The sequence below is a fragment of the Fluviicoccus sp. genome (genome assembly GCF_030646115.1).
Taxonomy (GTDB): domain Bacteria; phylum Pseudomonadota; class Gammaproteobacteria; order Pseudomonadales; family Moraxellaceae; genus Fluviicoccus.
On sequence record NZ_JAUSMX010000023.1, the window covers coordinates 104,502 to 127,487 of the forward strand.

General features: G+C 59.8%; 23 protein-coding genes and 1 other RNA gene. 15 read left to right on the forward strand and 9 right to left on the reverse strand.

Translation table 11 applies throughout. The features are described 5' to 3' along the window. Positions 1 to 190: 190 nt before the first annotated feature. From hflX to Q7T36_RS15430, 4 genes are read left to right on the forward strand one after another with little or no spacing between them, the layout of a single operon-like run. On the forward strand, positions 191 to 1,513 hold the full coding sequence (gene hflX / locus Q7T36_RS15415; RefSeq protein WP_304850601.1) for a ribosome rescue GTPase HflX: 1,323 nt from the start codon (positions 191 to 193) through the stop codon (positions 1,511 to 1,513). 42 nt (positions 1,514 to 1,555) lie between these two features. Next, entirely contained in the window at positions 1,556 to 2,644 is a 1,089-nt protein-coding gene (hflK, locus tag Q7T36_RS15420) for an FtsH protease activity modulator HflK (RefSeq protein WP_304850604.1), read from the forward strand. Between the two features lie 8 nt (positions 2,645 to 2,652). Then, a complete protein-coding gene (gene hflC / locus Q7T36_RS15425) occupies positions 2,653 to 3,510 on the forward strand; it encodes a protease modulator HflC (protein WP_304850607.1) in 858 nt (285 codons plus the stop codon). A gap of 1 nt (position 3,511) precedes the next feature. Next, entirely contained in the window at positions 3,512 to 3,862 is a 351-nt protein-coding gene (locus tag Q7T36_RS15430) for a DUF3147 family protein (protein ID WP_304850610.1), read from the forward strand. Between the two features lie 83 nt (positions 3,863 to 3,945). Here Q7T36_RS15430 and yegQ read toward each other — a convergent pair whose 3' ends face one another. Continuing rightward, a complete protein-coding gene (gene yegQ / locus Q7T36_RS15435) occupies positions 3,946 to 5,289 on the reverse strand; it encodes a tRNA 5-hydroxyuridine modification protein YegQ (RefSeq protein WP_304850613.1) in 1,344 nt (447 codons plus the stop codon). A 113-nt stretch (positions 5,290 to 5,402) separates the two neighbouring features. After that, on the reverse strand, positions 5,403 to 6,920 hold the full coding sequence (gene sph, locus Q7T36_RS15440; RefSeq protein ID WP_304850616.1) for a sphingomyelin phosphodiesterase: 1,518 nt from the start codon (positions 6,918 to 6,920) through the stop codon (positions 5,403 to 5,405). Between the two features lie 214 nt (positions 6,921 to 7,134). Between sph and Q7T36_RS15445 the strand changes: the two genes are divergently transcribed. From Q7T36_RS15445 to Q7T36_RS15470, 6 genes are all read left to right on the forward strand, one after another. Next, a complete protein-coding gene (locus Q7T36_RS15445; RefSeq protein WP_304850619.1) occupies positions 7,135 to 7,479 on the forward strand; it encodes a CidA/LrgA family protein in 345 nt (114 codons plus the stop codon). Continuing rightward, positions 7,472 to 8,161, forward strand: a complete 690-nt coding sequence (locus Q7T36_RS15450) for an LrgB family protein (RefSeq protein ID WP_304850622.1) — start codon at positions 7,472 to 7,474, stop codon at positions 8,159 to 8,161. The genes Q7T36_RS15445 and Q7T36_RS15450 overlap by 8 nt, the downstream gene beginning before the upstream one ends. Before the next feature lie 210 nt (positions 8,162 to 8,371). Then, positions 8,372 to 9,541: an ATP phosphoribosyltransferase regulatory subunit gene (locus tag Q7T36_RS15455; RefSeq protein ID WP_304850625.1), complete on the forward strand. Its 1,170-nt coding sequence runs from the start codon at positions 8,372 to 8,374 to the stop codon at positions 9,539 to 9,541. Between the two features lie 135 nt (positions 9,542 to 9,676). Further along, on the forward strand, positions 9,677 to 10,996 hold the full coding sequence (locus Q7T36_RS15460; protein ID WP_304850628.1) for an adenylosuccinate synthase: 1,320 nt from the start codon (positions 9,677 to 9,679) through the stop codon (positions 10,994 to 10,996). A gap of 60 nt (positions 10,997 to 11,056) precedes the next feature. Next, positions 11,057 to 12,964 (forward strand): clostripain-related cysteine peptidase, encoded by a 1,908-nt coding sequence (locus Q7T36_RS15465; RefSeq protein WP_304850630.1) that lies wholly within the window; start codon positions 11,057 to 11,059, stop codon positions 12,962 to 12,964. After that, on the forward strand, positions 12,961 to 13,347 hold the full coding sequence (locus Q7T36_RS15470; protein WP_304850633.1) for a hypothetical protein: 387 nt from the start codon (positions 12,961 to 12,963) through the stop codon (positions 13,345 to 13,347). Before Q7T36_RS15465 ends, Q7T36_RS15470 begins: the two co-directional genes overlap by 4 nt. A 6-nt stretch (positions 13,348 to 13,353) precedes the next feature. On the opposite strand, the gene Q7T36_RS15475 is transcribed toward Q7T36_RS15470, so the two are convergent. From Q7T36_RS15475 to rppH, 3 genes are all read right to left on the reverse strand, one after another. Continuing rightward, positions 13,354 to 14,106, reverse strand: a complete 753-nt coding sequence (locus tag Q7T36_RS15475) for a class II aldolase/adducin family protein (protein ID WP_304850637.1) — start codon at positions 14,104 to 14,106, stop codon at positions 13,354 to 13,356. Positions 14,107 to 14,194: 88 nt separating this feature from the next. Next, positions 14,195 to 16,492 (reverse strand): phosphoenolpyruvate--protein phosphotransferase, encoded by a 2,298-nt coding sequence (ptsP, locus tag Q7T36_RS15480; protein WP_304850640.1) that lies wholly within the window; start codon positions 16,490 to 16,492, stop codon positions 14,195 to 14,197. Positions 16,493 to 16,526: 34 nt separating this feature from the next. Further along, a complete protein-coding gene (rppH, locus tag Q7T36_RS15485; RefSeq protein WP_304850643.1) occupies positions 16,527 to 17,015 on the reverse strand; it encodes an RNA pyrophosphohydrolase in 489 nt (162 codons plus the stop codon). Positions 17,016 to 17,129: 114 nt separating this feature from the next. On the opposite strand from rppH, the gene Q7T36_RS15490 reads away from it, so the two are divergent. Further along, complete coding sequence (locus Q7T36_RS15490) at positions 17,130 to 17,786, forward strand: HAD family phosphatase (protein WP_304850646.1); 657 nt, start codon at positions 17,130 to 17,132, stop codon at positions 17,784 to 17,786. Between the two features lie 182 nt (positions 17,787 to 17,968). Then, positions 17,969 to 18,208: a hypothetical protein gene (locus tag Q7T36_RS15495; protein ID WP_304850649.1), complete on the forward strand. Its 240-nt coding sequence runs from the start codon at positions 17,969 to 17,971 to the stop codon at positions 18,206 to 18,208. Here the strand turns inward: Q7T36_RS15495 and Q7T36_RS15500 are convergent. The 4 genes from Q7T36_RS15500 to Q7T36_RS15515 all read right to left on the reverse strand — a co-directional run bounded on the left by Q7T36_RS15500 (position 18,205) and on the right by Q7T36_RS15515 (position 19,689). Further along, positions 18,205 to 18,807 carry a 5-formyltetrahydrofolate cyclo-ligase gene (locus Q7T36_RS15500; RefSeq protein WP_304850652.1) on the reverse strand — a complete coding sequence of 201 codons (603 nt, stop codon included), beginning with the start codon at positions 18,805 to 18,807 and terminating at the stop codon, positions 18,205 to 18,207. The two genes, Q7T36_RS15495 and Q7T36_RS15500, sit on opposite strands and share 4 nt — an antisense overlap. Before the next feature lie 4 nt (positions 18,808 to 18,811). Further along, a non-coding RNA gene (ssrS, locus tag Q7T36_RS15505) (6S RNA) lies at positions 18,812 to 19,014 on the reverse strand. Positions 19,015 to 19,068: 54 nt separating this feature from the next. Further along, positions 19,069 to 19,359, reverse strand: a complete 291-nt coding sequence (locus tag Q7T36_RS15510; RefSeq protein ID WP_304850655.1) for a cell division protein ZapA — start codon at positions 19,357 to 19,359, stop codon at positions 19,069 to 19,071. A 12-nt stretch (positions 19,360 to 19,371) separates the two neighbouring features. Then, positions 19,372 to 19,689, reverse strand: a complete 318-nt coding sequence (locus Q7T36_RS15515) for a TIGR02449 family protein (RefSeq protein ID WP_304850658.1) — start codon at positions 19,687 to 19,689, stop codon at positions 19,372 to 19,374. 75 nt (positions 19,690 to 19,764) lie between these two features. On the opposite strand from Q7T36_RS15515, the gene Q7T36_RS15520 reads away from it, so the two are divergent. The 3 genes from Q7T36_RS15520 to Q7T36_RS15530 are packed head-to-tail and all read left to right on the forward strand — an operon-like array spanning position 19,765 to position 22,949. After that, positions 19,765 to 20,346, forward strand: coding sequence for a UPF0149 family protein (locus Q7T36_RS15520; RefSeq protein WP_304850661.1), 582 nt, complete (start codon positions 19,765 to 19,767; stop codon positions 20,344 to 20,346). Between the two features lie 13 nt (positions 20,347 to 20,359). After that, a complete protein-coding gene (pepP, locus tag Q7T36_RS15525) occupies positions 20,360 to 21,679 on the forward strand; it encodes a Xaa-Pro aminopeptidase (protein ID WP_304850664.1) in 1,320 nt (439 codons plus the stop codon). Between the two features lie 28 nt (positions 21,680 to 21,707). Continuing rightward, complete coding sequence (locus tag Q7T36_RS15530) at positions 21,708 to 22,949, forward strand: UbiH/UbiF/VisC/COQ6 family ubiquinone biosynthesis hydroxylase (RefSeq protein WP_304850667.1); 1,242 nt, start codon at positions 21,708 to 21,710, stop codon at positions 22,947 to 22,949. Positions 22,950 to 22,986 lie beyond the last annotated feature (37 nt).

A 22,986-nucleotide genomic window follows, 5' to 3' on the forward strand; every position in this document is an offset into this window, starting at 1 on the left:
CGACCAGGACCAGGACGCCCCGTATTGATACGGTAGCGGTTCCCGGTTGATGCATGCCATGCCGCCTTCGGGCGGCATGGTTGTTTTCGGGGGGTGAAAGGCGTCTGGCGGGAAAATTATCGGTTGTGATCTTTGGTTTTTGCCTGGTCGCCCCCATACTCTCCTGAATACTTCCCTTCCGGATAACTACGTGGAATTTTTTGAACGACACCAAGGCGGTGAAAAAGCCATTCTGGTGCACTTGGACCTCAAGCAGCAGTCCGCCAGCCTCGACGAAGACCTGAGCGAGTTTGTGCTGCTGGCCAAATCCGCCGGGGCCGATATCATGGCCACCGTCACCGGCAGTCGTCAAAAACCCGATGCGCGCCTCTATGCCGGCAGCGGTAAAGTGGCCGAGCTTGCCGCCCTGGTGCAGGAAAAAGAAGCCGATCTGGTGATGTTCAACCACGCGCTCAGCCCCGCGCAAGAACGTAATCTGGAAAAGGAACTGCAATGCCGGGTGCTTGACCGCACCGGCCTCATCCTCGATATCTTCGCCCAGCGCGCCCAGACCTTTGAGGGCAAGCTGCAAGTGGAACTGGCCCAGCTCAGCCACCTCAGTTCGCGGCTGGTGCGCGGCTGGACCCACCTTGAACGCCAGAAAGGCGGTATTGGCATGCGCGGCCCCGGTGAAACCCAGCTGGAAACTGACCGCCGCCTGCTGAAGAACCGCGTCACCATGCTTACCGAGCGTCTGGAGAAGGTGCGCCAGAACCGGCAGCAAGGCCGTGCCTCGCGGCAGAAGGCGGATATTCCGACTGTTTCCCTGGTGGGTTACACCAATGCCGGAAAGTCCACGCTGTTCAATCGCATGACGCATGCGGAAGTCTATTCCGCCGACCAGTTGTTCGCCACGCTCGATCCCACCTTGCGCCGTATCAACATGCCCGGCATCGGGCCGGTGGTGCTGGTGGATACTGTCGGTTTCATTCGTCATTTGCCGCACCAGTTGGTGGAAGCGTTTCGCGCCACGCTGGAGGAAACGCTTGAAGCCGACCTGCTGCTGCATATCGTCGATGCCGCCAGCCCCGAGCGCGACGCGCAGATTGAGGCGGTGAACGAAGTGCTGGATGAAATCGGCAGCAAGTCCCGCATCCTGACCGTCTACAACAAGATTGACCTCATGGAAATGCGTGAACCCCGCATTGACAGTGATGATGAAGGCCTGCCACAGGCCGTCTGGCTGTCGGCCTTCAGCGGCGCCGGCATCCGGGAATTACAGTCCGCCATCAGCGTATTGCTGGTTGGTGAACTGCATTCTTTCCGCATGACCCTGTCACCGGATCATGGCCGTCTTCGCGCCAAATTGTACGAGTTGGGCGCCGTTCTTGAAGAAACCCCGCAGGAAGGCAGCCTGTGCGCCCTGCAGGTGCGGATGACCCCGCAAAGCCTCGACCAGTTGTTGCGGCGCTCGGGCCTGTCCGCCGAAGACTTGGCAGTCACCCCTCCGCTGGACATTCCGGACCCGTATTGACTCCTTTTATTTCCCTTTCATTATTTCACCAGCAGGTTTTTTATGGCTTGGAACCAGTCGACACCGCCTTCCGGTAATGGCGGTCCGTCCGGCGGTAACCGCCGTCCGCCCGGTACACCCGACCCGGATGAGTGGATTCGCCGCATTCATGAACAGTTCAGCCGCTGGCTGGGCGGTAATGACGGCAAGGGACCCGATGAAATCGGTCTGCTGAAGATGGCGGCCGGAGTCGGTGTGGTGCTGTGGGTCATGCTCGGCTTCTACCGGGTGGAACAAGCCGAAGAAGCGGTGGTCTTCCGTTTCGGCAAGTTCCATTCCACCCAGACGGCGGGCCTGCACTGGGCGCCCCGGCTGGTGGACAATATCAGCAAGGTCAATATCCAGCGTATTGAGCAGATGCCGCTCAATGCCACCATGATCACCGAAGATGCCAACATCGTGGATATCAATCTTTCGGTGCAGTATCGCGTGTTGGATGCCCGTAAATACCTGATGAAGGTCAGCGACCCGGAGGCCAGCCTGCTGCATGCCACGGAAAGCGCCTTGCGCCATGTGGTGGGCGGCTCGAAGATGACGCAGATCCTGAATGAAGGGCGCGCCACGCTGGCGCGTGATATCCAGCCGCGTCTGCAGGCATATCTCGATTCCTACGAATGCGGCCTGCAAGTTACCGGCGTCAACGTGCTGGAAGCGCTGCCGCCCAAGGAGGTCAAGGCCTCGTTTGATGATGTGATCCGCGCCAAGGAAGACAAGGAGCGGCTGAAGAACCAGGCGGAAACCTACGCCAACGGCATTGTGCCGGAAGCGCGCGGCCAGGCAGCGCGGCTGGTGTCTGAAGCCGAAGCGTACAAGCAGGAAGTTGTGGATCGCGCTGAGGGGGATGCCTCGCGATTTGTGCAATTGCAGGCCGCCTACCGGCAGTCGCCGCAAGTGATGCGCCAGCGCCTTTATCTGGAAACCATGGAGTCGGTGCTGGGCAAGTCCAGCAAGGTGGTGGTGGAGGCTCAGGGCAACCAGATGTTGTACCTGCCGCTGGACAAGATGATTCCACCGGCCGTCCAGGCGCCGGTGCAGGTCTTGCCGGAGCCACAGGTTCCGGCAACGGCCACCAAGGGGAGGGCTTCGGAATGACGCCGCGCATGATTCAGATAGTGGTGATCGTTGCGCTGGTGATCAGCGTGCTGTCGGGCTCCATGTACACCTTGCGGGAAACGGAGCGGGGGGTGCTGCTGCAATTCGGAGAGGTGATTGATCCTGACCTCAAGCCGGGCCTGGGTTACAAGCTGCCGCTGGTGCACGAAATCCGCAAGTTCGACGCCCGCACCCAGGTCAGCGATGCCGAGCGCACCGAGTTCCTGACACAGGAAAACAAGTTCCTGATTGTGGATGCGTTTGTGATGTGGAAAGTGGCGAATGTGAAGAAATACTTCACTGTTACCGGCGGCGACCCCCGCAAGGCGGAGTTGCTGCTGATGCCCCGCGTCAAGGACGGGCTGAAAAACAAGGTGTCCGAGCGCACGGTGCGTGAAGTGGTCTCCGGGCAACGTGATCAAATGATGACGGATCTGGCGGCAACCGTGAATCTGGCTGCGCGTAAGGAGCTGGGCATTCAGGTGGTGGATATCCGGGTCAAGCGGGTCGACTTCCCGGAGTCCACCTCCGAATCCATTTACAACCGCATGCGCACCGAACGCGAACGCGAGGCCCGCGAGCACCGCTCGCAAGGCAATGAAATGGCGGAAACCATCAAGGCCAATGCCGACCGTGAACAACGGGTGCTGCTGGCGGAAGCCTACCGCAAAGCGGAAATCCTGCGCGGCGAAGGTGACGGCCGAGCGGCTGCCATTTCCGGTGCGGCCTTTGGCAAGGATCCCGAGTTCTACCGTTTCTACCGGTCACTTCAAGCGTACCGCACCAGCTTTAACAAACCGGGGGATGTCTTTGTTTTGAAAGGAGACAGCGAGTTCCTGAAGTACATGAAGTCGGGAGGCAAGTAGCGTGTCCTACTTGCTGGTGAAGTACCTGGTGACGGCCGCCGTGGTGGTGGCCGTTTCCGAGCTGGCGAAGCGCAGCGACAAGCTGGGGGCGCTGCTGGCCTCCTTGCCCTTGGTGACGGTGCTGACATTGGTATGGCTGTATGTGGAGCATCAACCCACGGACAAGATCGCCAACCACGCCTGGTACACCTTCTGGTATGTGGTGCCGACCCTGCCGATGTTCCTGCTGTTCCCCCGGCTGTTGAACCAGTTCGGTTTTGCCGGGGCGCTGGGCTTGTTTGTGCTGGGAACCCTGGTGATCTTTGCCGCTTACGCCTGGCTCATGGCCAAAGCCGGCATCGACCTGTTGTAGGTCGGGCTTCAGCCCGACACCACTTTCCGATCGGAGGGCGGTTGTCGGGTTGAATCCCGACCTACAACTTTCTGCTTAAACTATCAAAACAACCTTGCCACCAACGCCCCGTCCAGCGCCTTGTCCAAGGGTATTTTCACCAGAATCCCGTTCCCCGGCGCCACGTCCAGCGGCTGGCCTTCCACATGGAACAACGTCTCCAGCGTCACTTCGCGATTACCCGACGGATGGATGATTTCCAGCCGGTCACCCACCGCAAACTTGTTCTTCACATCCACCACCGCCCAGCCGTTATCCACCGACAGCACCTGGCCCACGTACAGGCTGCGCTTGCTTTCCGAATGCCCGGTCAGGTAGTTCTGCGTGTCCTGCGACACATGGCGTTGCAGGAAGCCGGGGGTAAAGCCGCGATTGGCCAGCCCGTCCAGATCGGCCAGCAGCGAGGGGTCGAAGGCCTTGCCCGCGCGGGCGTCATCAATGGCCTTGCGATAGGCCTGTGCCGTACGCGCCACGTAATACAGTGATTTGGTCCGCCCCTCGATTTTCAGCGAATCGACGCCAATCTGCACCAGCCGGTCCACGTACTCAATGGCGCGGAGGTCCTTGGAATTCATGATGTAGGTGCCGTGCTCGTCCTCCATCACCGGCATCAGCTCGCCGGGACGGTTGCCTTCCTCAATCAGGTAAACCTTGTCGGCATCCGGGTGACGCTCCGAACCGCCGCAGGCCGCGAAGTGGCTGTTGGCTTCTTCCAGCTCGTGCGTGAAGTCGAAACCTTGCAGCTTCACCACATCGCCCTGTTCGGTCTCGGCGGCGTCATGCACCTTGTAGTCCCAGCGGCAGGCGTTGGTGCAGGTGCCCTGGTTGGGGTCGCGGCGGTTGAAGTAGCCGGACAGCAGGCAGCGGCCGGAATAGGCGATGCACAGCGCGCCGTGCACGAACACTTCCAGCTCCATCTCCGGGCATTCCTGACGGATTTCGGCAATCTCGTCCAGCGACAGCTCGCGCGACAGGATGATCCGCTTCACGCCGACTTTCTGCCAGAACTTCACCGAGGCGTGGTTCAGGGTGTTGGCCTGCACCGAGAGGTGGATGTTGAGGTCGGGCCAGGCTTCCCGCGCCAGCATGATCAGGCCGGGATCGGCCATGATGAAGGCGTCGGGCTTCAGGTCCACCACCGGTTGTAGCTGGCGGACGAAGGAGCGCACCTTGTCGTTGTGCGGCAGGATGTTGGCGGTGACGTAGAACTGCTTGCCGCGGGCATGGGCTTCGCTGATGCCCTGAGCCAGTTGTTCCTGGCGGAATTCGTTGTTGCGGGCGCGCAGGGAGTAGCGGGGCAGGCCGGCATAGACGGCGTCCGCGCCGAAGTCGTAGGCGGTGCGCATTTTTTCAAGGCTGCCGGCGGGCAGGAGCAGTTCGGTTTTCATGGAGGAAATCGGGGTGGCAGAGAAAGGCGCGTATTCTACATGGGTATTAGCCCTGGATGAACTGTTCCATCGGGCAGGCGTCACTCCATTAAGCAGGAATGACGCCGTCAGGTTTAGTACTGCAAGTTGCTGAAGTTTTGATAAACCGGCACGGCCACCCCCTTCACCCGGAATTTCTCCGCCGCGCCAATGCTGGATGACCACAGATAAAGATGATTGGCCCAAGAGCCCGAATCCCAGCGTTTCAGATAATAATCCGACCCGCTCACCGTCGACGTATCCCGAAACGCCACCTGATCCCCGTCCTGCAGGCATTCCGACGCCGCCCGCGACAGGTTTTCAATCCGCAGCCGGTTCGAGCTGTCTCCCTGCTTCGGGTAATAGGCATAATTGCCGGCACCGCCTCCCAGCCACCAGTTCCACAAATAACCGGGATTCTTGCGGGACTCGACTTCAATCATGTCGCCGGTTTGCAAACAACCGGTTTGCGGATAAGAGAAGTTACGTACCTGCCAGCGGCTATCCAGATTGGCGCTGTTGCCGGTGGTAGTGATCCAGGAGGTCGGGGTGCTGCCGGTGCGCAAGGCCAGTTTGTTAACGCTGCTTTCAATGGCCACATCGCCGTAACGTGCATTGACCGGCTTGAAGCTGCGCGTCGGGGTGGATGCGTCGGCCTTGGCGAAGGCGGCCACCGGATAATGATCGGAGTAATCCTTGAACTGGTAACGCTCCACGCCGCCGCTGACTTCCCAACGTGGTGAAACCACGTCACGCGCCTGATTTTGCCAGAATGATGGCTGGGCATAATTCCGCGCCACCAGGATGTAGTCCAGATATTCGCGGGCCGAAGTGGGGTAGTTGTAGTTGGCGATGCCGTTACTGCGCGGGTCCCAGGTGTAATCGACGCCGACATACGCACTGGGCGCATTAACGTCCAGGGCGGTCAGCATGGCGGTGTATTCCGGGCTGGTGCGCACCACGTTCATGTCGCCGCCAATCAACACCACTTCATTTGCCGGAATCCCTTTTCCGGCCAGAAAGTCACGGATATTGGTGAATTGTTGCTGACGAACCGACTCCGGCTGACCGGCGCTGCAACTGCTGTCCTGTGCTTGTACGTGAGTGCCGACAATATGGTAGCGCTGGCCGTTGCGGTTGATGCGCACATAAACAAAACCCTTGTTGGAAAGGGCGTCTGCGCCGCAACCGGCGCTGTAGACGAACTGAACTTTTTCCTCAATCGGCCACTTGCTGACGATAGTCACACCGCCGTCTTCCGGCGTCATCGACGAGTACGCGCCCAGAGTGGCGTTCCAGCCCGTTGTGGAGCGGCCCAGCACCGGGGTTTGATAGGGGTATTGTCCGGCAAGCCTGCTTAACAAGGTAGTCGAGGCGGTGTTGTCGAAGGCTTCGTTGAGGATGACGACGTCCTGATTCTTCAGGTAGTCGGCTTGGGCAATCAGCGTCGCGCGCTGGTTTTGGCCCCAGTTGGGATACAGGTTGGTGGAGAGCATATAGACATTGTGCGTCAGGACATGCAGGCCGTCGGTATAGCCATCTGCCAGGGCGGGGTTGCCCGTCATCAACAGGCAAAAAAGCAGGCTGCCGCCGGTGGTGATGGATTTATTCATGGAATACCCGTTTGTCTTGGTTGTTATGGGGTACGCCCAGCATAGGAAGGTGACCCGCTGCTGCACAGAACGGGTCGGGCCAAAAAGGGGATATTGGCGGCCAGCCGACCAATGGTTGGTCAGGCATGTGAGCGATCAAGACGATTGGGTCATTGTCAGAACGTGCCCGGCAGGTAGAATTGCGTTTTCATCTCTTTAATGTTCCGGCTTTCGCATGCCTGCCATCTTCCTGTTGCTCCTTTTTCAACTGTTGGGCGAACTGACGGTCCGCCTGCTGCCGGTGCCTTTGTCCGGCAATCTCGCGGGCATGCTGCTGCTGTTCGTCTTCCTGGTGATCCACGGCCGAGTGCCGGAAAGTCTGGCCACCTTCGCCCCGAAGTTCCTGCCGCACCTGACCCTGTACTTCCTGCCGGTCTCCGCCGGGGTTATGACCCTCGGCGCGTTGCTGGCGGCGGAAGGACTGCGCATCGGGCTGGTGATGGTGCTTTCCACCATCATTCCCTTGGTGGCCGTGGCCGCTTTGCTGGATTTCCTGTTGAAGGGGCGCAAGCATGTCTAGCCTGATGCATTCGCCCCTGTTGTGGCTCGCCTTGACGCTGACCTGTTATCAGGCCGGTTTCTGGATTCATCGTCAGCTCCGGGAGCCGCTGTGGTTCCCGCCGATGCTGATAGCGCTCACGCTGCTGGTTGGCGTGCTGGTGGGTTTCCGGGTGCCTTACGACACCTATTTCCAGGGTAACCAGTTCATCCACTTCCTGCTGGGCCCGGCCACCGTGGCGTTGGCGGTGCCTTTGTACCAGTCGCTGCCGCGTTTGAAAGCGGCGGCAGGGCCGTTGGGAATTTCGCTGGTGTTCGGATCGGTATTGGGGGTGGGCACGGCGATGGGACTGGCCTGGCTGTTCCACCTGTCCGACAGCAGCATTCTGGCCTTCGCGACACGGGCGGTGACAACCCCCATGGCCTTGGGCATTGCCGAGAAGATTCATGCGCCGCTGGCGCTGGCCTCCGCCATCATCATTATTTCCGGCATTATCGGGGCCATGCTGGTGGAGCCGTTGCTGGGTTTCATCCGGTCGGACATGGCTCGCGGATTTGCGCTGGGCATGGCCGCGCACGGGGTGGGCACGGCCAGGGCGCTGCAAATCAGCCCCACCTGCGGCGCGTTTGCGGCGCTGGGCATGAGCCTGAACGGGGTGCTGACGGCCTTGTGGCTGCCGGCGGCCATCGGGCTGTGGCATTAAGCGTCCATTCCGGTATTTGCGACAGACAGCACATTTTTGAGGCGGGTTTTTCCGGTTGAAGGCATCGCTTTATGGCGATGCTTCTCCCTTTCTGCTATGATTGGCCAGCCGAGTAAGAACTCGGTTTTTTTGTGTCCGGTCAACCGGAAATTTTCCTGCTTCGACCCTGTCCGGGGTCGCGGCCTATTGCTTTTCAAAGGTGAAAGTCGGATGCCAAGGCCTGCCGAGACCTGGTTGTTGCCCGATGGGGTGCAGGATATCCTGCCCGCCGAGGCAGCACGCCTCGAGTCGCTGCGTCGCCGTTTGCTGGACCTGTTTGCCGTCTGGGGCTATGAGCTGGTGTTCCCGCCGCTCATGGAATACCTGGAGTCGCTGCTGACCGGTTCCGGCCATGACCTCGACCTGATGACCTTCAAGATCACCGACCAGCTCAGCGGCCGCCTGATGGGCGTTCGCGCCGACATCACGCCGCAGGTGGCCCGGCTGGATGCGCACTGCCTGCCGCGTCCGCATGCCGCCCGCTATTGCTATGCCGGCACCGTGCTCAATACCCGTCCCCAATCGCTGGAGGCCTCGCGCAGTCCCATCCAGATCGGGGCGGAGCTTTACGGTCATACCGGTGTCGATGCCGATATCGAAATCCTGCGCCTGATGCTGGACATGCTGTCCGCGTCCGGGGTGGCCGACCTGCACCTCGATCTGGGCCATGTCGCCATTTTCCGCGAACTGGCGCTGGCCGCCGGTTTGAGCGTCGCCACCGAGTCCCGTTTGTTCGACATCTATCAGCGCAAGAGCCTGCCGGAATTGCAGGATTTGCTGCCGCAATTGCCGCACCGTGAATGGTTCGCCGCTTTAGGCGCCTTGTCCGGTGACGTGGCGGTGCTGAATGAAGCCGTGCAGTTACTGGCTGATGCGCCTGTAAAAGTCACGCAGGCGCTGGATGAATTGCGCGGTGTGGCGGCGGCCCTGCAGGCCTCGCATCCTGAAGTGCGCCTGTCGCTGGACCTGAGCGAGCTGCGCGGTTATCACTACCATACCGGGCTGGTCTTCGCCGCCTACGTCAGTGACTCCGCCACCGAAATCGCCAAGGGCGGCCGTTATGATCACATTGGCGAAGCCTTTGGCCGGGCGCGTCCCGCCACGGGATTCAGCGCCGACCTGAAAACCCTGCTGGCCTATGCCGCCGCCCCGGAAATGCCGCAACGCGTGCTGGCTCCGGCTGGTCACGACCTGCGTCTGTGCGAGGCGGTTCGTGACCTGCGTGCGGCGGGCAATATCGTCATCCAGGCCTTGCCGGGTGACGGAGCCACGGCCGCTGATCTGGGCTGCACCGCCACGTTGGCAGAGCAGGGCGGTCAATGGCGGGTGGTGACGCTGTAATAGTTTGAGAAATGTGTTCCGGCTACTGCGGAACCGTTTCCGTGTGATGCGAAAAACCGCCCTGCGCCGTTCCGGCCGGGCGGGCAAACCGAATCAGGGCGCAAGCCCGGCCAACTGTAACAAGGGTCAAAAACCATGGGTAAGAATGTAGTCGTGCTCGGCACGCAATGGGGCGATGAAGGCAAGGGCAAGATTGTCGACCTTCTCACGGACAATGCGGCAGCCGTGGTGCGCTATCAGGGCGGTCACAACGCCGGTCATACACTGGTCGTGGGCGGCGAAAAGACGGTGCTGCACCTGATTCCGTCCGGCATCCTGCGTGAAGGCGTACTGTGCCTGATCGGCAACGGCGTGGTGCTGGCTCCCGACGCCCTGATCAAGGAAATGGCGACACTGACCGCCAAGGGCGTGCCTGTCCGCGAGCGTCTGCGTATTTCTCCCAACTGCCCGCTTATCCTGCCCTATCACTGCGCGCTGGACCAGGCCCGTGAGCTGGCCCGCGGCAAGGCGGCCATCGGCACCACTGGTCGCGGCATCGGCCCGGCCTACGAAGACAAGGCGGCTCGTCGCGGCTTGCGTCTGGGCGATCTGATTCGCGGCACCGGTTTTGCCGAAAAGCTGGCCACGGTCATGGAGTACCATAACTTCCAGCTGGAGCATTACTACAAGGTTGCGCCGGTCAGCTATGAAAAGACGTTGGCCGATGCCCTGGCCTGGGGTGAGCAGATCAAGGATCTGGTCGCCGATGTGCCCGGCATCCTTCATGACTTCCGCCGCGCCGGCAAAGACATCATGTTCGAAGGCGCGCAGGGTTCGCTGCTGGACATCGACCACGGCACCTATCCGTTCGTGACCTCGTCCAACACCACGGCGGGCGGCACCAGCACCGGCTCCGGTTTCGGCCCGCTGTACCTGGATTACGTGCTGGGCATCACCAAGGCCTACACCACCCGTGTCGGCGGCGGCCCGTTTCCCACCGAGCTGCTGTATGACGCAGCCAAGGACGAAGGCGATGCTGTCGGCAAGCATCTGGGCGTTAACGGTCATGAGTTTGGCGCCACCACCGGCCGCCAGCGTCGTTGCGGCTGGTTTGATGCCGTGGTGCTGCGTCGCGCCGTCGAGCTGAACTCTATTTCCGGCCTGTGCCTGACCAAGCTGGACGTGCTGGACGGCCTGGACAGCATCAAGATCTGCGTGGACTACAAGTTCCTGAAGCCTGGCACCATAGAGTGCCTGAGTTCCGATGCCGAATCCTTCGCCCATGTGGAGCCGGTCTATGAAGAACTGCCGGGCTGGGAAGGTTCCACCGTCGGCATCAAACAATTGGAAGAACTGCCCGCCAATGCCCGCGCTTACCTGAAGCGGCTGGAAGAAGTGGTGGGTTGCCCCATTGACATCATCTCCACCGGTCCGGACCGCGATGAGACCATTGTCTTGCGGCATCCGTTCCAGTAATTGACTCTGAGGGGCGCCCGCAAAGCGCCCCTTTTTATTAACCATGGCGAAGGGACTTCCATGCGCACATTCCTCTTCCGTACCTCCTTTTTGTGTCTCTCCAGCCTGCTGGTGTCCTGCGGTGGCGGTGGCGGCGGCTCATCCTCGGCAACGGCTCCCGCTGCAACTGCCGAATGGACCTACATGGTCTATCTGGCGGGCGATAACAACCTTTCAGCGGCCGCCATTGCCGATATTAACGAGATGGAACAGTCCGGTTCCTCGGACAAAGTGAATGTCGTGGTGCAGGCGGAGTTCAGTCCGACTTACACTCCCACGGTTCCCGGTCTGACCAAATCCAATTCCCCTGCGGTTAGGGATGGCATCAATATCGGCATCGGGTTTCCCGGGGCGGCCAGTGGATTTGCATCGGTGCGCGGCCGCATCATCAAGGATTTCGACCCGGCCTGGATCAGCAGCCCGTTGCAAAGTCTGGGTTCAAACGTGGACATGGGCAAAGCCCAAACCCTCACCGATTTCATCAACTGGTCCAAACAGAACTATCCCGCCAAGAACTATGCTCTGGTGCTGTGGTCGCATGGTGACGGCTGGAAGGTCAAGCGGGATGTCGGCGGTGTCATCACGCGTGGCGCGCTGGCGGACGACACCTCGGGCAGCTTCATGTCGGTGCCTGATATCGCCAAGGCGGTCAAGGACTCCGGCATCAGTCTCCAGGTACTGAATTTTGATGCCTGCCTGATGGGCATGTACGAAGTGGCGCACGCCTTCATCGGTCTTGCGGATTATCTGGTGGCTTCCGAAGAAGTGGAGCCCAGCGCGGGGGACGATTACAAGACACTGATTGGCGAGCTGAAAGCCAAGCCGTCCATGGCCCCCTTGGACTTGTCAGTAGCCATCGCCCGCACTTACCGCAGTTCTTATGCCAGCGATCCGGATTTCAGGGATGATGCGGTCACCAAATCCGTGGTTCGTCTTGCCGCCATGCCCGCACTGCAGGACACAGTTGAGTCACTTGCGGCCTATGCAGGGAGCCACTTGGTGCAACACCGCATTGCCCTGCAGGCGGCCCGTTCAGCCAGTGTTTCCTATGCAAATAACCACAGTCATGATTTGTGGGATTTCCTGATCCAGTTGGAGGCCCAGGCATCCGTGAAGGCTGACGCCGATTTGCAGAACCTGACCGGAGCCGTGAAGCTGGCCCACATGCAGGCGGTGGTGGACAGCCGCATTCATGCGTCAAGCCCCGGTTCACCGGTCTATCGTTCGCGAGGGTTGGCCATTTTCCTGCCGCAAAATACACAGATCACTCAGGACGAACTTCAGCAGTACAGCCAGTTATCGAGCAGCCTGAATGGCAGGAATAAGTGGCGGGATCTGGTCAATCTGATGGTCAATGGGGATGTCGGCGGCCTGCTGGAAAAAGTAGAGGGTAATTTCGCCTTCACCTTGCGTTGGGATGATCCGTCAGTGGATATCGATCTCTACGTCAATGAGCCGGAAGACTTGTATGCCCCGTACATGGGCGTCCGCACCCCGAATGGTTTCTTTTCGCCGGACTCCAGTGAAAGCGGTGAGCCCATGGAAAGTTATGTGGCTGATGAGCTAGTCCAGAAGGGCGACTATGACATCTTTGTCAGCTATTACTCGGGTTCTGGCCCCACGCAGGTGGACTTGTACTATTCAGATGCCAGCACGGTTGAAACCAAACAGTTCAGCCAAAAGATGCTGATTGACGGGCTGCCGATAGCTCCCATTGAAAGTAACCCACTGAACGACGCCGGTGTGGCGGCGGGGAGTTATTCAGACTGGTGGTATCCCCGAGGTCTGACCCGTCATTTGGGTGCAAATTTGTCCTTTAACCGCGAATTCCAACTGCCGGATGGCAAGCGGGTTGTGGTCCATTTCAATGAGCGCCGGGCGAAACTGAAACGACGGTTGAAAACCGTGAAGACAGGGACAGCATCATGAAAAGTATGGGATGGTTGTCGTTGCTGATGGCCGGTTCACTGGCCGCCTGTGATACCGTGAAATCCGATATGCCGACCGGTGTGTCGCCATTGACGAAGGATCATCCGGTTCTGACCGTGCCTGGCGCGGTGAACACCAAGGATCGTTATCTGGAGATGCCGGTGGAAGTGCGTGGCTTTGACGGCGGTTGGCAGGGGGGCTGCAAGACTGCGCCGCCGGTGAGCCGCTCAGACTGGCAGTTGGTGGACGGCGGCAGCTGCCTCTACGTACACGGGCCCAAGCCGGAAGCGGCACCCGCCGTCAATGGCAAGCCCCGGTTGCTGAAAGTGGTGGGAACGCTGCGTGAAAGCCGCGACGGCGTGCTTTACATCAGCATTCCCTGAACGTAGTCAGTCCTTGTAACCGGGATTGACCCGGTCCAGTTTGCGCAACAGCGCCGGCCAGGCCAAGGCGCCGCCCATGCCGAGAGTGACCTGCGTAATCTGTCCCGGCGCCAGGTCCAGAATGGGTTGCGGAATGAACGTCAGTTCGCCGCCGCCTGCTTGCGCCCGCACCTGGATCATGCACGTCGCTTCAAACACATACATGCTCAGGAAGGCCTCGGCCACGGAGTTGCCCGTGGTCAGCAGGCCGTGATTGCGCAACATCAGGAAGCGTTTGTCCACCAGATCGCGCACCAGTCGCGGCTTCTCGCCTTCCAGCAGCGCCACCCCTTCATAGTCATGATAAGCCAATGACGACAGCACAAAAAACGACTGTTGCGACAGCGGCAATACGCCATTCTTTTGCGCTGACACTGCCACGCCGTTGATCGAGTGCGTATGCATCACGCATTGCACATCCGGCCGCGCCTCATGCACGCAACTGTGGATGGTGAAACCGGCCGGGTTGATCGGCCAGGGGGAGTCGGTCAGCTTTTCCCCGGCCAGATTGATCTTAACCAGCGACGACGCAGTGATTTCCTCAAACATCATGCCGTAGGGGTTGATCAGGAAGTGTTCCGTGCCGGGAATCTTGACCGAGATATGGGTGAAGATCAGGTCGTCCCAGCCATACAGGGCCACCAGCCGGTAGGCGGCGGCCAGATCGACACGGGCCTGCCATTCTTCGGGAGAAACGGTGTTGCGGAGGGAATCATTCATTGTTGTTGTCTCGCGGACCATCGGATGATGCGGGGAAGCATAGCGGTCCGGCCCACGGAACACTGTCGGTCAGCCGACAATGACCGCTTTAACTGGGCAATTTGCCGCCAACCGGCCTCTGGGTAGGCCGCACAATATCCCAGAGCCCCATGTTGTTCAGTTCCAGTTCCATCATGCTGCGGATCACAGCGGCATTGTCCACACCCAAGGCCTGCGCCAGCAGGCGCTTGCCGGTCGCCAGCGGCACGGTGCGCACCACCTTGCGGATCTTCAGCAGGTTGCTGGCGCTCATGCTCAGCGAGTCAAAACCCATGGCCATCAGCAGGATGGCGGTGCCGGGGTCGCCAGCCATTTCGCCGCAAATGCCTACAGGCTTGTCAATGGCGTGGCACTCGTTGACGATGTACTGCAAGGCGCGCAGCACCGCCGGGTGATAGGAGGTGTACAGGTCGGCCACGCGGGAGTTGTTGCGGTCCACCGCCAGCAGGTATTGCGTCAGGTCATTGGAACCTACCGATACGAAATCGACCATGCCGGCCAGTTCGCGAATTTGCAGCAGCACGGCAGGTACTTCAATCATGATGCCCAGTTTAGGCATCGGGATTTCCGCTTTTTCTTCTTCCTGCACTTCGGTCAGGGCGCGGTGGATCAGGTGCTGGGCCTCCTCGATCTCGAATACCGAGGACACCATGGGCAACATGATCTGCAGGTTGTTGAGTCCGATGGAGGCCTTCAGCATGGCCCGCATCTGCACCAGGAAGATTTCCGGGTGGTCGAGGGTGATGCGGATGCCGCGCCAGCCCAGCGCCGGATTGACTTCGTTGATGGGGAAGTAGGGCAGGTCCTTGTCGCCGCCGATATCCAGCGTGCGCATGGTGACCGGACGCGGCTCAAAGGCCGTCAACTGCTGGCGGTAGATGGTGCGTTGTTCTTCTTCACTGGGGAAGCGGTCGCGCAGCATGAACGGGATTTCACTGCGGTAGAGGCCGACCCCTTCGGCGCCGCGATCACGGGCACGGGCGACATCCGCCATCAAACCGGTGTTCACATACAGCACCACCTTGTGCCCGTCCGGCGTTTCGGCCGGCAAGTCACGATAGGCGTCCAGACCCGCCACCAGTTGCCGTTCCTCGCGGATGATTTCCTTGTAGCGCTTGCGAAGCTCACGCGAGGGATGCACATAAACCCGGGACTGATAGGCATCAACGATCATTTCGGCATCGTCGAGGCTGGAGACCGGCAACTCCGCGACACCAACCACGGTGGGGATGCCCAGCGCCCTGGCGACAATGGCCATGTGCGAGTTGGCGGCGCCGGTGGTGGTGACAATGGCGGCAATGCTTTCCAGAGGAGTCTCCACCAGCGTGGCCGTGGAAATCTCATCGCCGATCAGGATGCTGTTTTCTGAATAGTCGCGCGTGGTGCTGGCCTGTTTCTGCAGGTGCGCCAGAATACGGCGACCCAGGTCGCGGACATCGGCCATGCGTTCCCGCAGATAGGGGTCGTCCATGGCAGCAAAGCTCTGCATGTGCTCGTCAATGACCGCGCGCAGTGCGCCTTGCGCCCAGTTGCCGGAGCGGATCTTGTCAGCGATTTCACCCCCCAGCGCATTGTCATCCAGCATGCTCAGGTAGACATCAAACAGGGCGCGCTCTTCAGGCATCAATGACGCCGTCATCTTGTTGCCCAACATCTGCATTTCCGCCCGCACCGCATTCAGCGCCTGGTTCAGTTGCGCCAGTTCGCTGTCAATGTCTTCCACCCCGCGGTCGGGTACCGAGTCGATATCGGCGGGGGGGTAAATGACGACGGCGCGGCCCATGGCGATGCCGCTGGCGCCAGCCACGCCGTGAAAGATGCGCGGACTGTTGATGTTTTTCGGTGCATGCAGGTTATCAAGTTGCCCCAAGGCGCGGGCATGGGCCACGACCCCGGAAATCTGGGCGGAGAGGGTGACCAGGAAGGCTTCCTCCGCTTCTCCGAAGCGGCGCTTTTCCTGTTGCTGCACCACCAGCACACCCAGAACTTTGCGGCGATGCATGATCGGCACGCCCAGAAAGGAGCCATAGCGCTCCTCACCGGTTTCGGGCAGATAACGGTACTTGGGGTGAGCGGAGGCTTCTTCCAGGTTGATCAGTTCTTCGCGCTGGCCAACCAGGCCCACCAGGCCTTCGGACAGGCCCAGCGACACCACACCTACTGCATCCGGATTCAGGCCCCGGGTGGCCATCAGCACATAGCGATTGCTGCGCTCGTCCAGCAGGTAAATGGAGCACACTTCCGTACTCAGGGCTTCCTGGACATTCACCACAATGACGTCGAGGGCGGTCAGCAGCGTTGGCGCTGAATCCACCTCCTGAACAATCTTGCGTAATATGTCGAGCATGTCAGACGTCCCCGGTCTTGGCGGTGTTTCCGGCTTAACCGGCTTCGTTAAGGAATGGAGTGCGCGGAGCCAGTTCCAGCAAGGCCTTGCGATAGACTTCGCGTTTGAAGGACACCACCTGGTTCAGCGGAAACCAGTAGCTGACCCAGCGCCAGTCATCAAACTCGGCGGGCCGGCAACTGTCCAGGCGGATGCGCTCAGGCTTGGCGGCCAGCTTCAGCAGGAACCATTTTTGTTTTTGTCCGATGCAAACCGGTGCGGAGTCGTGGCGGACATAGCGCCGGGGCAGACGATAGCGCAGCCAGCCGCGTGTTTGCGCCAGTATGCGGACATCCTGCTTTTCCAGCCCCACCTCTTCCCATAACTCCCGGTACATCGCCTGTTCCGGAGACTCGCCGGCATTGATGCCGCCTTGCGGAAACTGCCAGGCCTCATGGCCGTTGCGTCGAGCCCACAGAACTTGTCCTTCATCGTTGGCGATGATGATACCGACATTGGGTCGGAACCCTTCAGCGTCAATCACGGTGAATACCCTAAAAAATATAAAGACTTGCGCTATTCATAACCCATAGGGCCGCAAGGCGGCAAGCCTTATCTGTTATCATTTGGCAATTACCCGGACATTCAGCGGAAAATTATGCGACTGGCGATTTTTGATCTCGACAATACCCTGCTGGCCGGTGATTCCGACCATGCCTGGGGCGAATTCCTGGTGATGCGCGGCCTGGTGGACAGCGTCCGCTACAAGGCCGAAAACGACCGTTTCTACGCTGATTATTGCGCCGGAACACTGGACATCATTGCCTACAGCGAGTTCGTGTTTGCTTTCTTGGCGCAGCATGACATGGCATGGCTCAAGACGCTGCACGATGACTTCATGCGCACCTGCATCGAAGGCATCATGCTGCCCAAGGCGCGTGACCTGGTCGAATCGCACCGTCAACAGGGGGATGAGTTGCTGATCATCACCGCCACCAACCGTTTCATCACCGAACCCATTGGCCGGGCCTTCGGCATTGAGCAGTTGCTGGCCACCGAACCGCAACAGGTTGACGGACGTTATACCGGCAAGGTGCAGGGCGTTCCCTGTTATAAAGAAGGCAAGATTACCCGCTATCAGCAATGGCTGGCGGGTCAGGGTAAGATCTTCACCGAAGCCTGGTTCTACTCGGATTCCCGCAATGACCTGCCGTTGCTGGAGGTGGTGGACAAGCCGGTCGCGGTCAATCCCGACGAGGTTCTGGGGGCTCATGCTCGTCGTCTGGGATGGCCGGTGCTGGACCTGCGCGGCTGATCAACAGAGTCAAAGCACCGTCCGGCATTATCCGGCCGGACGCCGTTCATCGTCATTCCGGGCCAATTCATCCCAAATCCCGTCATATTGTTCGATTGTAGGACGAGATTGTTCAACTCCCTAATGCGGGCTTTGCTACTTTTTGCACAATCAGCGCATTGCCTGTGCGAAAGGAGAGTGAGATGGCCCTGTCTCAGAGTCTGCAACAAGCCGGCCCGCCGGTTGAGCAACCGGAAGATTTTATTCTGCAAACCCGTTTTTATGTGGCGCTTCGTCGCGCCAGCGGCCGTGTCATTGATCTGGTCTGGTTTCGTCAGAATCAGGAATATGCCAATGCCGTGCTGGATTTTGCGGAATCCATTTCCGACCGTGAAGTGCGTGATGCTGCGCGACGCCTGCGTTACCCGGAATTTTTCCGCTAAAGCGGTATCCGGCGGCTTGCGCCCGCCCGGAAGCTTGTCCGCCCGGAAGGTGTCACCACTGCATGCAGGTTGATATCCCAAGGGCAGACCGGTATGGATGCTACCTGCTGGCTATCATGAGCCAATCCCACCCTTAATGGTCGCTGCGGCAATTTCGCCAGCGTCCGGTCATAAAATCCGCCCCCCATACCCAGTCGGTGTCCCTGCCGGTCGAATCCGGTCAGCGGCATGAAGACCAGATCCAGTCCTCGCGCTTCCCTTCGGCCGCCATGACGCGGTTCGCGGATATGCCAGCGCTGTCGGTATAGTCGGCTGCCAGGGCGCCAGCGCACAAAGACCAGACTGCCGGCCGGAAAGGGCCTGATGCGCGGCAGATAACAGGCTTTGCCCAAGGCATGCGCCAGATGCATCAGGGGCAGGGGGCTGATTTCACCCTGGATAGGCAGGTAGAATGCAACAGTGCGGGCTTGGTGGAAATCGGGCCAACGGCGGCAATGCAGCAGCAAATCCTTGGCGGACTTTCGTTGAATATGCGAGGGAATATCACGCCTTTTCAGGCGCAGTTGCTTGCGAAGGTCGGGACGCTGATCGGGAAGCAAGGGGAAAGGCTCCAGAATGCCGCTACCCATCTTGGCCCTTGAACCCAAAGGTTCAAGGGGGAAGCCAGTATGCGGATCAGGCTTTCTGCTGGTGACCGGACAGGCCGGGCACTGAACAGACATGCACACCACCACATCAATACCGCTTCCCAAAGAGATGAAATCGGCTCAGGGGACGCGATAGATTGGCGTGCATCCTAGAGATGGCTTCAGTATATCCCACTGATTCCGGGATGCAACGGCTTTCATCTTTTGTTACGACTAACTGGCGATGGCGCGATCAATCTTGCCGATCAGCAGTTGCAGCGCCTGCGCAATCTTTGACGGATCTTCAGCCGGTTTGGCCTTGCTGGAGAAGAGTTCGTGGCAGATATTGAGGGCGGCCAGCACGGCGACGCGCTCGCTTTCCATGTTCTTGCTGGCGGCGCGGATTTCCCGCATTTTCTGGTCCAGGTAATTGGCGGCCTGCTTCAGCGTTGCCTGTTCACCGGCCGGGGAGTTGATCCGGTAGGACTTGTCAAAAATCTGTACTTCAACGGTTTCAACCGACATGGTCGTTTACTCTCAGGCTTCGGGAGTTTCAAGGGCCTTCAGGCGCAAAATGATGGCTTCCACGCGGGCGCGGGCCAGATCATTCTTGCGGGACAGTTCGTCCCGCTCGCCGGCGAGGGCTGTTTCCTTGGCCCGGAGGCTATTGTTTTCGGCGGTCAAAGCTTCTACCTTTGCACGCAGGGACTGCACTTCGCCGGCAGCGGCGTTTCGCAGGTTCTGGACTTCGCCAGCGGCTGCACGAAGCCGGGCATTTTCAGCGCCAACCGCCTGGATCTTCTGGATCAGGCTGTCGATGCGGGCGTTTAGTGTGCGGAGATCTTGTTCCAACATTTTTTTCAGTCGCACTCAGGGATTTTGGCGGCTAATATAGTTTTTAAACTCAATCAGGGTCAATCAGGATTTATCATGCATCCAGCTGCAAAAGCCCCTTCTTTGCCGGAATTAAATCAGTTGTTACAAGATTTACAGCTGAACAGCTCCGCGCCGGAAATCCACGGGGTCATGACGGGCCTACTGGCCGGGGGAGTGCGCTTCAATCGCCAGCAACTCATGAAGATGCTGGAAGCCCACACCGAGGCCGATCAGGCCTTTGATGACGGGCTGGTGGCCAGCCTCTGGCAGTTGCAACTTTCCACGCTGGAAGGTTTGGGCGCGTCCGATCTGGTGTTCCTGCCGCTGATTCCGGGGGACGAGTCCCTGCTGGCCGACCGACTGGAAGGACTGGCCGACTGGTGTCAGGGATTGCTGGCCGGTTTCGGACTGGCAGTGCGCGGCGATGACCTTCGCCTGAAGGACGGCGACATCCAGGAAACCCTGCAGGACCTGGTGCACATTGCCCATGTCAGCAGTGAAGGCGAGTCGGACAACGAAGAGGATGAACAGGCCTTCATGGAGGTCTACGAGTTTGTGCGCCTGGCGGCCATTCACCTGTTTGAGGAAATGTCGCCCGCCGAAGAACATCGTCCCGTTCACGAACAATTGCACTGAGCAGAAAACGCGTATGTATTCCCTGCTGCCAAAACAACAATTCGCCCAGCGCCGCGCCGCCCTCATGGAATGGATGGGGCCGGACTCCATCGCCATCCTTCCCGCCGCCCCGCAAGCCGTCCGCAACCGCGATACCGACTACCGTTATCGGCAGGACAGTGATTTTTATTACCTGTCCGGCTTTGGCGAACCGGAAGCGGTGATCTGCATCATACCCAACCGGCCGCAGGGAGAGTTCATCCTGTTTTGCCGCGAGCGTGATCGGGAACGGGAAATCTGGGACGGCATCCGCGCCGGGGTGGAAGGGGCCATTGAACTTTACGGAGCCGATGACTCTTACCCCATCGCCAAGCTGGATGAAACCATTCCCGGCCTGCTGGAAGGCAAGAAGCGGGTGTACGTGAACCTGGGCGCGCAGCCGGAATTTGATACGCGGGTGATGGGCTGGATCAGTCATTTGCAGGGCCGCGCCCGGCAAGGCGTTAAAGCGCCCGGCGAGTTCCTGATGCTTAGCCACCTGCTGCATGAGTTGCGCCTGTACAAGAGCGCCGGTGAACTGGACATCATGCGCAAGGCGGCCAGTATTTCCGCCCAGGCGCACATCCGCGCCATGCAGAAGACCCGGCCCGGCCTCTACGAGTTCGAGCTGGAAGCGGAATTGCTGCATGAGTTCCTGCGCAACGGCTGCAGTGCTCCGGCCTACAACACCATTGTCGGTTCCGGCAACAACGCCTGCATCCTGCATTACGTGGAAAACCGGCGGCAAATGCAGTCCGGCGACCTGGTGCTGATTGATGCCGGTGGCGAGCTGGACCATTATGCCTCCGATATCACCCGCACCTTCCCGGTCAATGGCCGTTTCAGCGGCGAACAGAAAGCCATTTACGAGCTGGTGCTGGCTTCACAGGAAGCGGCGATTGAAGTGGTGCATCCGGACAATCACTGGAACAAGCCGCACGAAGTAGTGGTGGATATCCTGACGCGCGGCCTGCTGGATCTGGGCCTGCTGAAGGGCAGCTATGAAGAAAATATCGAAAAAGCCTTGTACCGCGAGTTCTTCATGCACCGCACCGGTCACTGGCTGGGCATGGATGTGCATGATGTGGGTGATTACAAGGTGGCCGAGGATTGGCGGCAACTGGAGGCGGGTATGGTGCTGACCATTGAGCCGGGCCTGTATATTTCGCCCGACTGCCAGTCGGTGGATCCGCGCTGGCGCGGCATTGGCGTGCGCATTGAAGATGATGTGCTGGTAACCCGGCAGGGCCATGAAATCCTGACGCTGGCGGCTCCCAAGCATGTGGCGGACATTGAACAAATAATGCGGGGCTGATTCTAACCGTGGATTGAAGGAAGGCTGTGTGAAAGCTGATATCGTGATTGTGGGCGCGGGCATGGTGGGCAGTCTGCTTGCCGCCGCGCTGAAAGACCGGCATCTGGACATCCTGCTGATTGACACCGCCCCGGTGACTCCTCCGGCGGCGGACGCGCCCTACGAGCCGCGCGTCTCCGCCATTTCCCGCGCCTCTGAAAACATGTTTCGGCATGTCGGTGCCTGGAAGAAAGTAACGGCAGTGCGGTATTCACCCTACACCCGCATGGAAGTGCGTGAAGAAGAGGGCCGCGCCGAGCTGGTGTTTTCCGCCGCGGATATTGGTGAAAGCCATCTGGGTTGCCTGGTGGAAAACCGGCTGATGCAATGGGCCCTGACCGAAACCGCCCTGGAAAATCCGCAGGTGCGCCTGCTGGCTCCGGCCCGTGTGGTAGGTTTGGAGCGTTATGCTTCGCACTGGCAGGTGCAACTGGATTCCGGCGAAATCATCGAGGCGGGTCTGGTGGTGGGCGCGGATGGCGCGCAATCGGCGGTGCGGCGTCTGGCTCCGCTTTCCATGGAGGTCTGGGGCTATCACCAGAAGGCCATGGTATGCACCGTGCGCACCTCCCGGCCTCATGAGGCTACCGCACGACAGATATTCCTCAAAACCGGCCCCTTGGCCTTCCTGCCGCTGCCTGACCCCCATCTATGCTCCATAGTCTGGTCCGCCACCCATGAACGGGCGGATCAGGTGATGCAGATGGATGATGAGACTTTTTGCCGGGAGCTGGGAACGGCTTTTGGCGATGCGCTGGGTGTGGTGGAGTGGACCGATCGTCGCTTCGCATTCCCGTTGATTGCGCGCCATACCGAACGCTACACCTTGCCGGGGCTGGCGCTGATTGGCGATGCCGCGCATAACATCCATCCGCTGGCCGGGCAGGGGGTCAATCTGGGCTTTCTGGATGCGGCGGTGCTGGCCGAGGAAATCGGCCGTGGCCTGGACCGGCGTTTGCCGCCGGGGCATGAGTCGGTGCTGGGGCGCTATTCACGGCGTCGTCGCGGGCACAATGCCCTGATCATGCACAGCATGACCGGGCTGGAACGGGTGTACGCCGCGCACTGGCCGTGGTTGATCCAGCTGCGCAATGACGGTGTGGGCGTGGTGAACCGGGTGCTACCCCTGAAAGCGTTTTTTGAACGGCAGGCGCTGGGGCTGGAAGGCGATTTACCGGCCTTGGCGCAAGCCTGTCCCGATATTCCGGACTTTCATCGGGCCAGCGCTTGATTTTTCGGCGGCAGTGACTAAAAAGGTAGGCATTGGC

What these genes read in the sequence shown, in the direction of transcription:
- hflK (WP_304850604.1), top strand. Translation starts at nt 1,556, where the DNA reads ATGGCTTGGAACCAGTCGACACCGCCTTCCGGTAATGGCGGTCCGTCC.
- hflC (WP_304850607.1), top strand. Translation starts at nt 2,653, where the DNA reads ATGATTCAGATAGTGGTGATCGTTGCGCTGGTGATCAGCGTGCTGTCG.
- yegQ (WP_304850613.1), bottom strand. Translation starts at nt 5,289, where the DNA reads ATGAAAACCGAACTGCTCCTGCCCGCCGGCAGCCTTGAAAAAATGCGC.
- sph (WP_304850616.1), bottom strand. Translation starts at nt 6,920, where the DNA reads ATGAATAAATCCATCACCACCGGCGGCAGCCTGCTTTTTTGCCTGTTG.
- Q7T36_RS15445 (WP_304850619.1), top strand. Translation starts at nt 7,135, where the DNA reads ATGCCTGCCATCTTCCTGTTGCTCCTTTTTCAACTGTTGGGCGAACTG.
- Q7T36_RS15450 (WP_304850622.1), top strand. Translation starts at nt 7,472, where the DNA reads ATGTCTAGCCTGATGCATTCGCCCCTGTTGTGGCTCGCCTTGACGCTG.
- Q7T36_RS15455 (WP_304850625.1), top strand. Translation starts at nt 8,372, where the DNA reads ATGCCAAGGCCTGCCGAGACCTGGTTGTTGCCCGATGGGGTGCAGGAT.
- Q7T36_RS15460 (WP_304850628.1), top strand. Translation starts at nt 9,677, where the DNA reads ATGGGTAAGAATGTAGTCGTGCTCGGCACGCAATGGGGCGATGAAGGC.
- Q7T36_RS15465 (WP_304850630.1), top strand. Translation starts at nt 11,057, where the DNA reads ATGCGCACATTCCTCTTCCGTACCTCCTTTTTGTGTCTCTCCAGCCTG.
- Q7T36_RS15470 (WP_304850633.1), top strand. Translation starts at nt 12,961, where the DNA reads ATGAAAAGTATGGGATGGTTGTCGTTGCTGATGGCCGGTTCACTGGCC.
- Q7T36_RS15475 (WP_304850637.1), bottom strand. Translation starts at nt 14,106, where the DNA reads ATGAATGATTCCCTCCGCAACACCGTTTCTCCCGAAGAATGGCAGGCC.
- ptsP (WP_304850640.1), bottom strand. Translation starts at nt 16,492, where the DNA reads ATGCTCGACATATTACGCAAGATTGTTCAGGAGGTGGATTCAGCGCCA.
- Q7T36_RS15490 (WP_304850646.1), top strand. Translation starts at nt 17,130, where the DNA reads ATGCGACTGGCGATTTTTGATCTCGACAATACCCTGCTGGCCGGTGAT.
- Q7T36_RS15495 (WP_304850649.1), top strand. Translation starts at nt 17,969, where the DNA reads ATGGCCCTGTCTCAGAGTCTGCAACAAGCCGGCCCGCCGGTTGAGCAA.
- Q7T36_RS15510 (WP_304850655.1), bottom strand. Translation starts at nt 19,359, where the DNA reads ATGTCGGTTGAAACCGTTGAAGTACAGATTTTTGACAAGTCCTACCGG.
- Q7T36_RS15515 (WP_304850658.1), bottom strand. Translation starts at nt 19,689, where the DNA reads ATGTTGGAACAAGATCTCCGCACACTAAACGCCCGCATCGACAGCCTG.
- Q7T36_RS15520 (WP_304850661.1), top strand. Translation starts at nt 19,765, where the DNA reads ATGCATCCAGCTGCAAAAGCCCCTTCTTTGCCGGAATTAAATCAGTTG.
- pepP (WP_304850664.1), top strand. Translation starts at nt 20,360, where the DNA reads ATGTATTCCCTGCTGCCAAAACAACAATTCGCCCAGCGCCGCGCCGCC.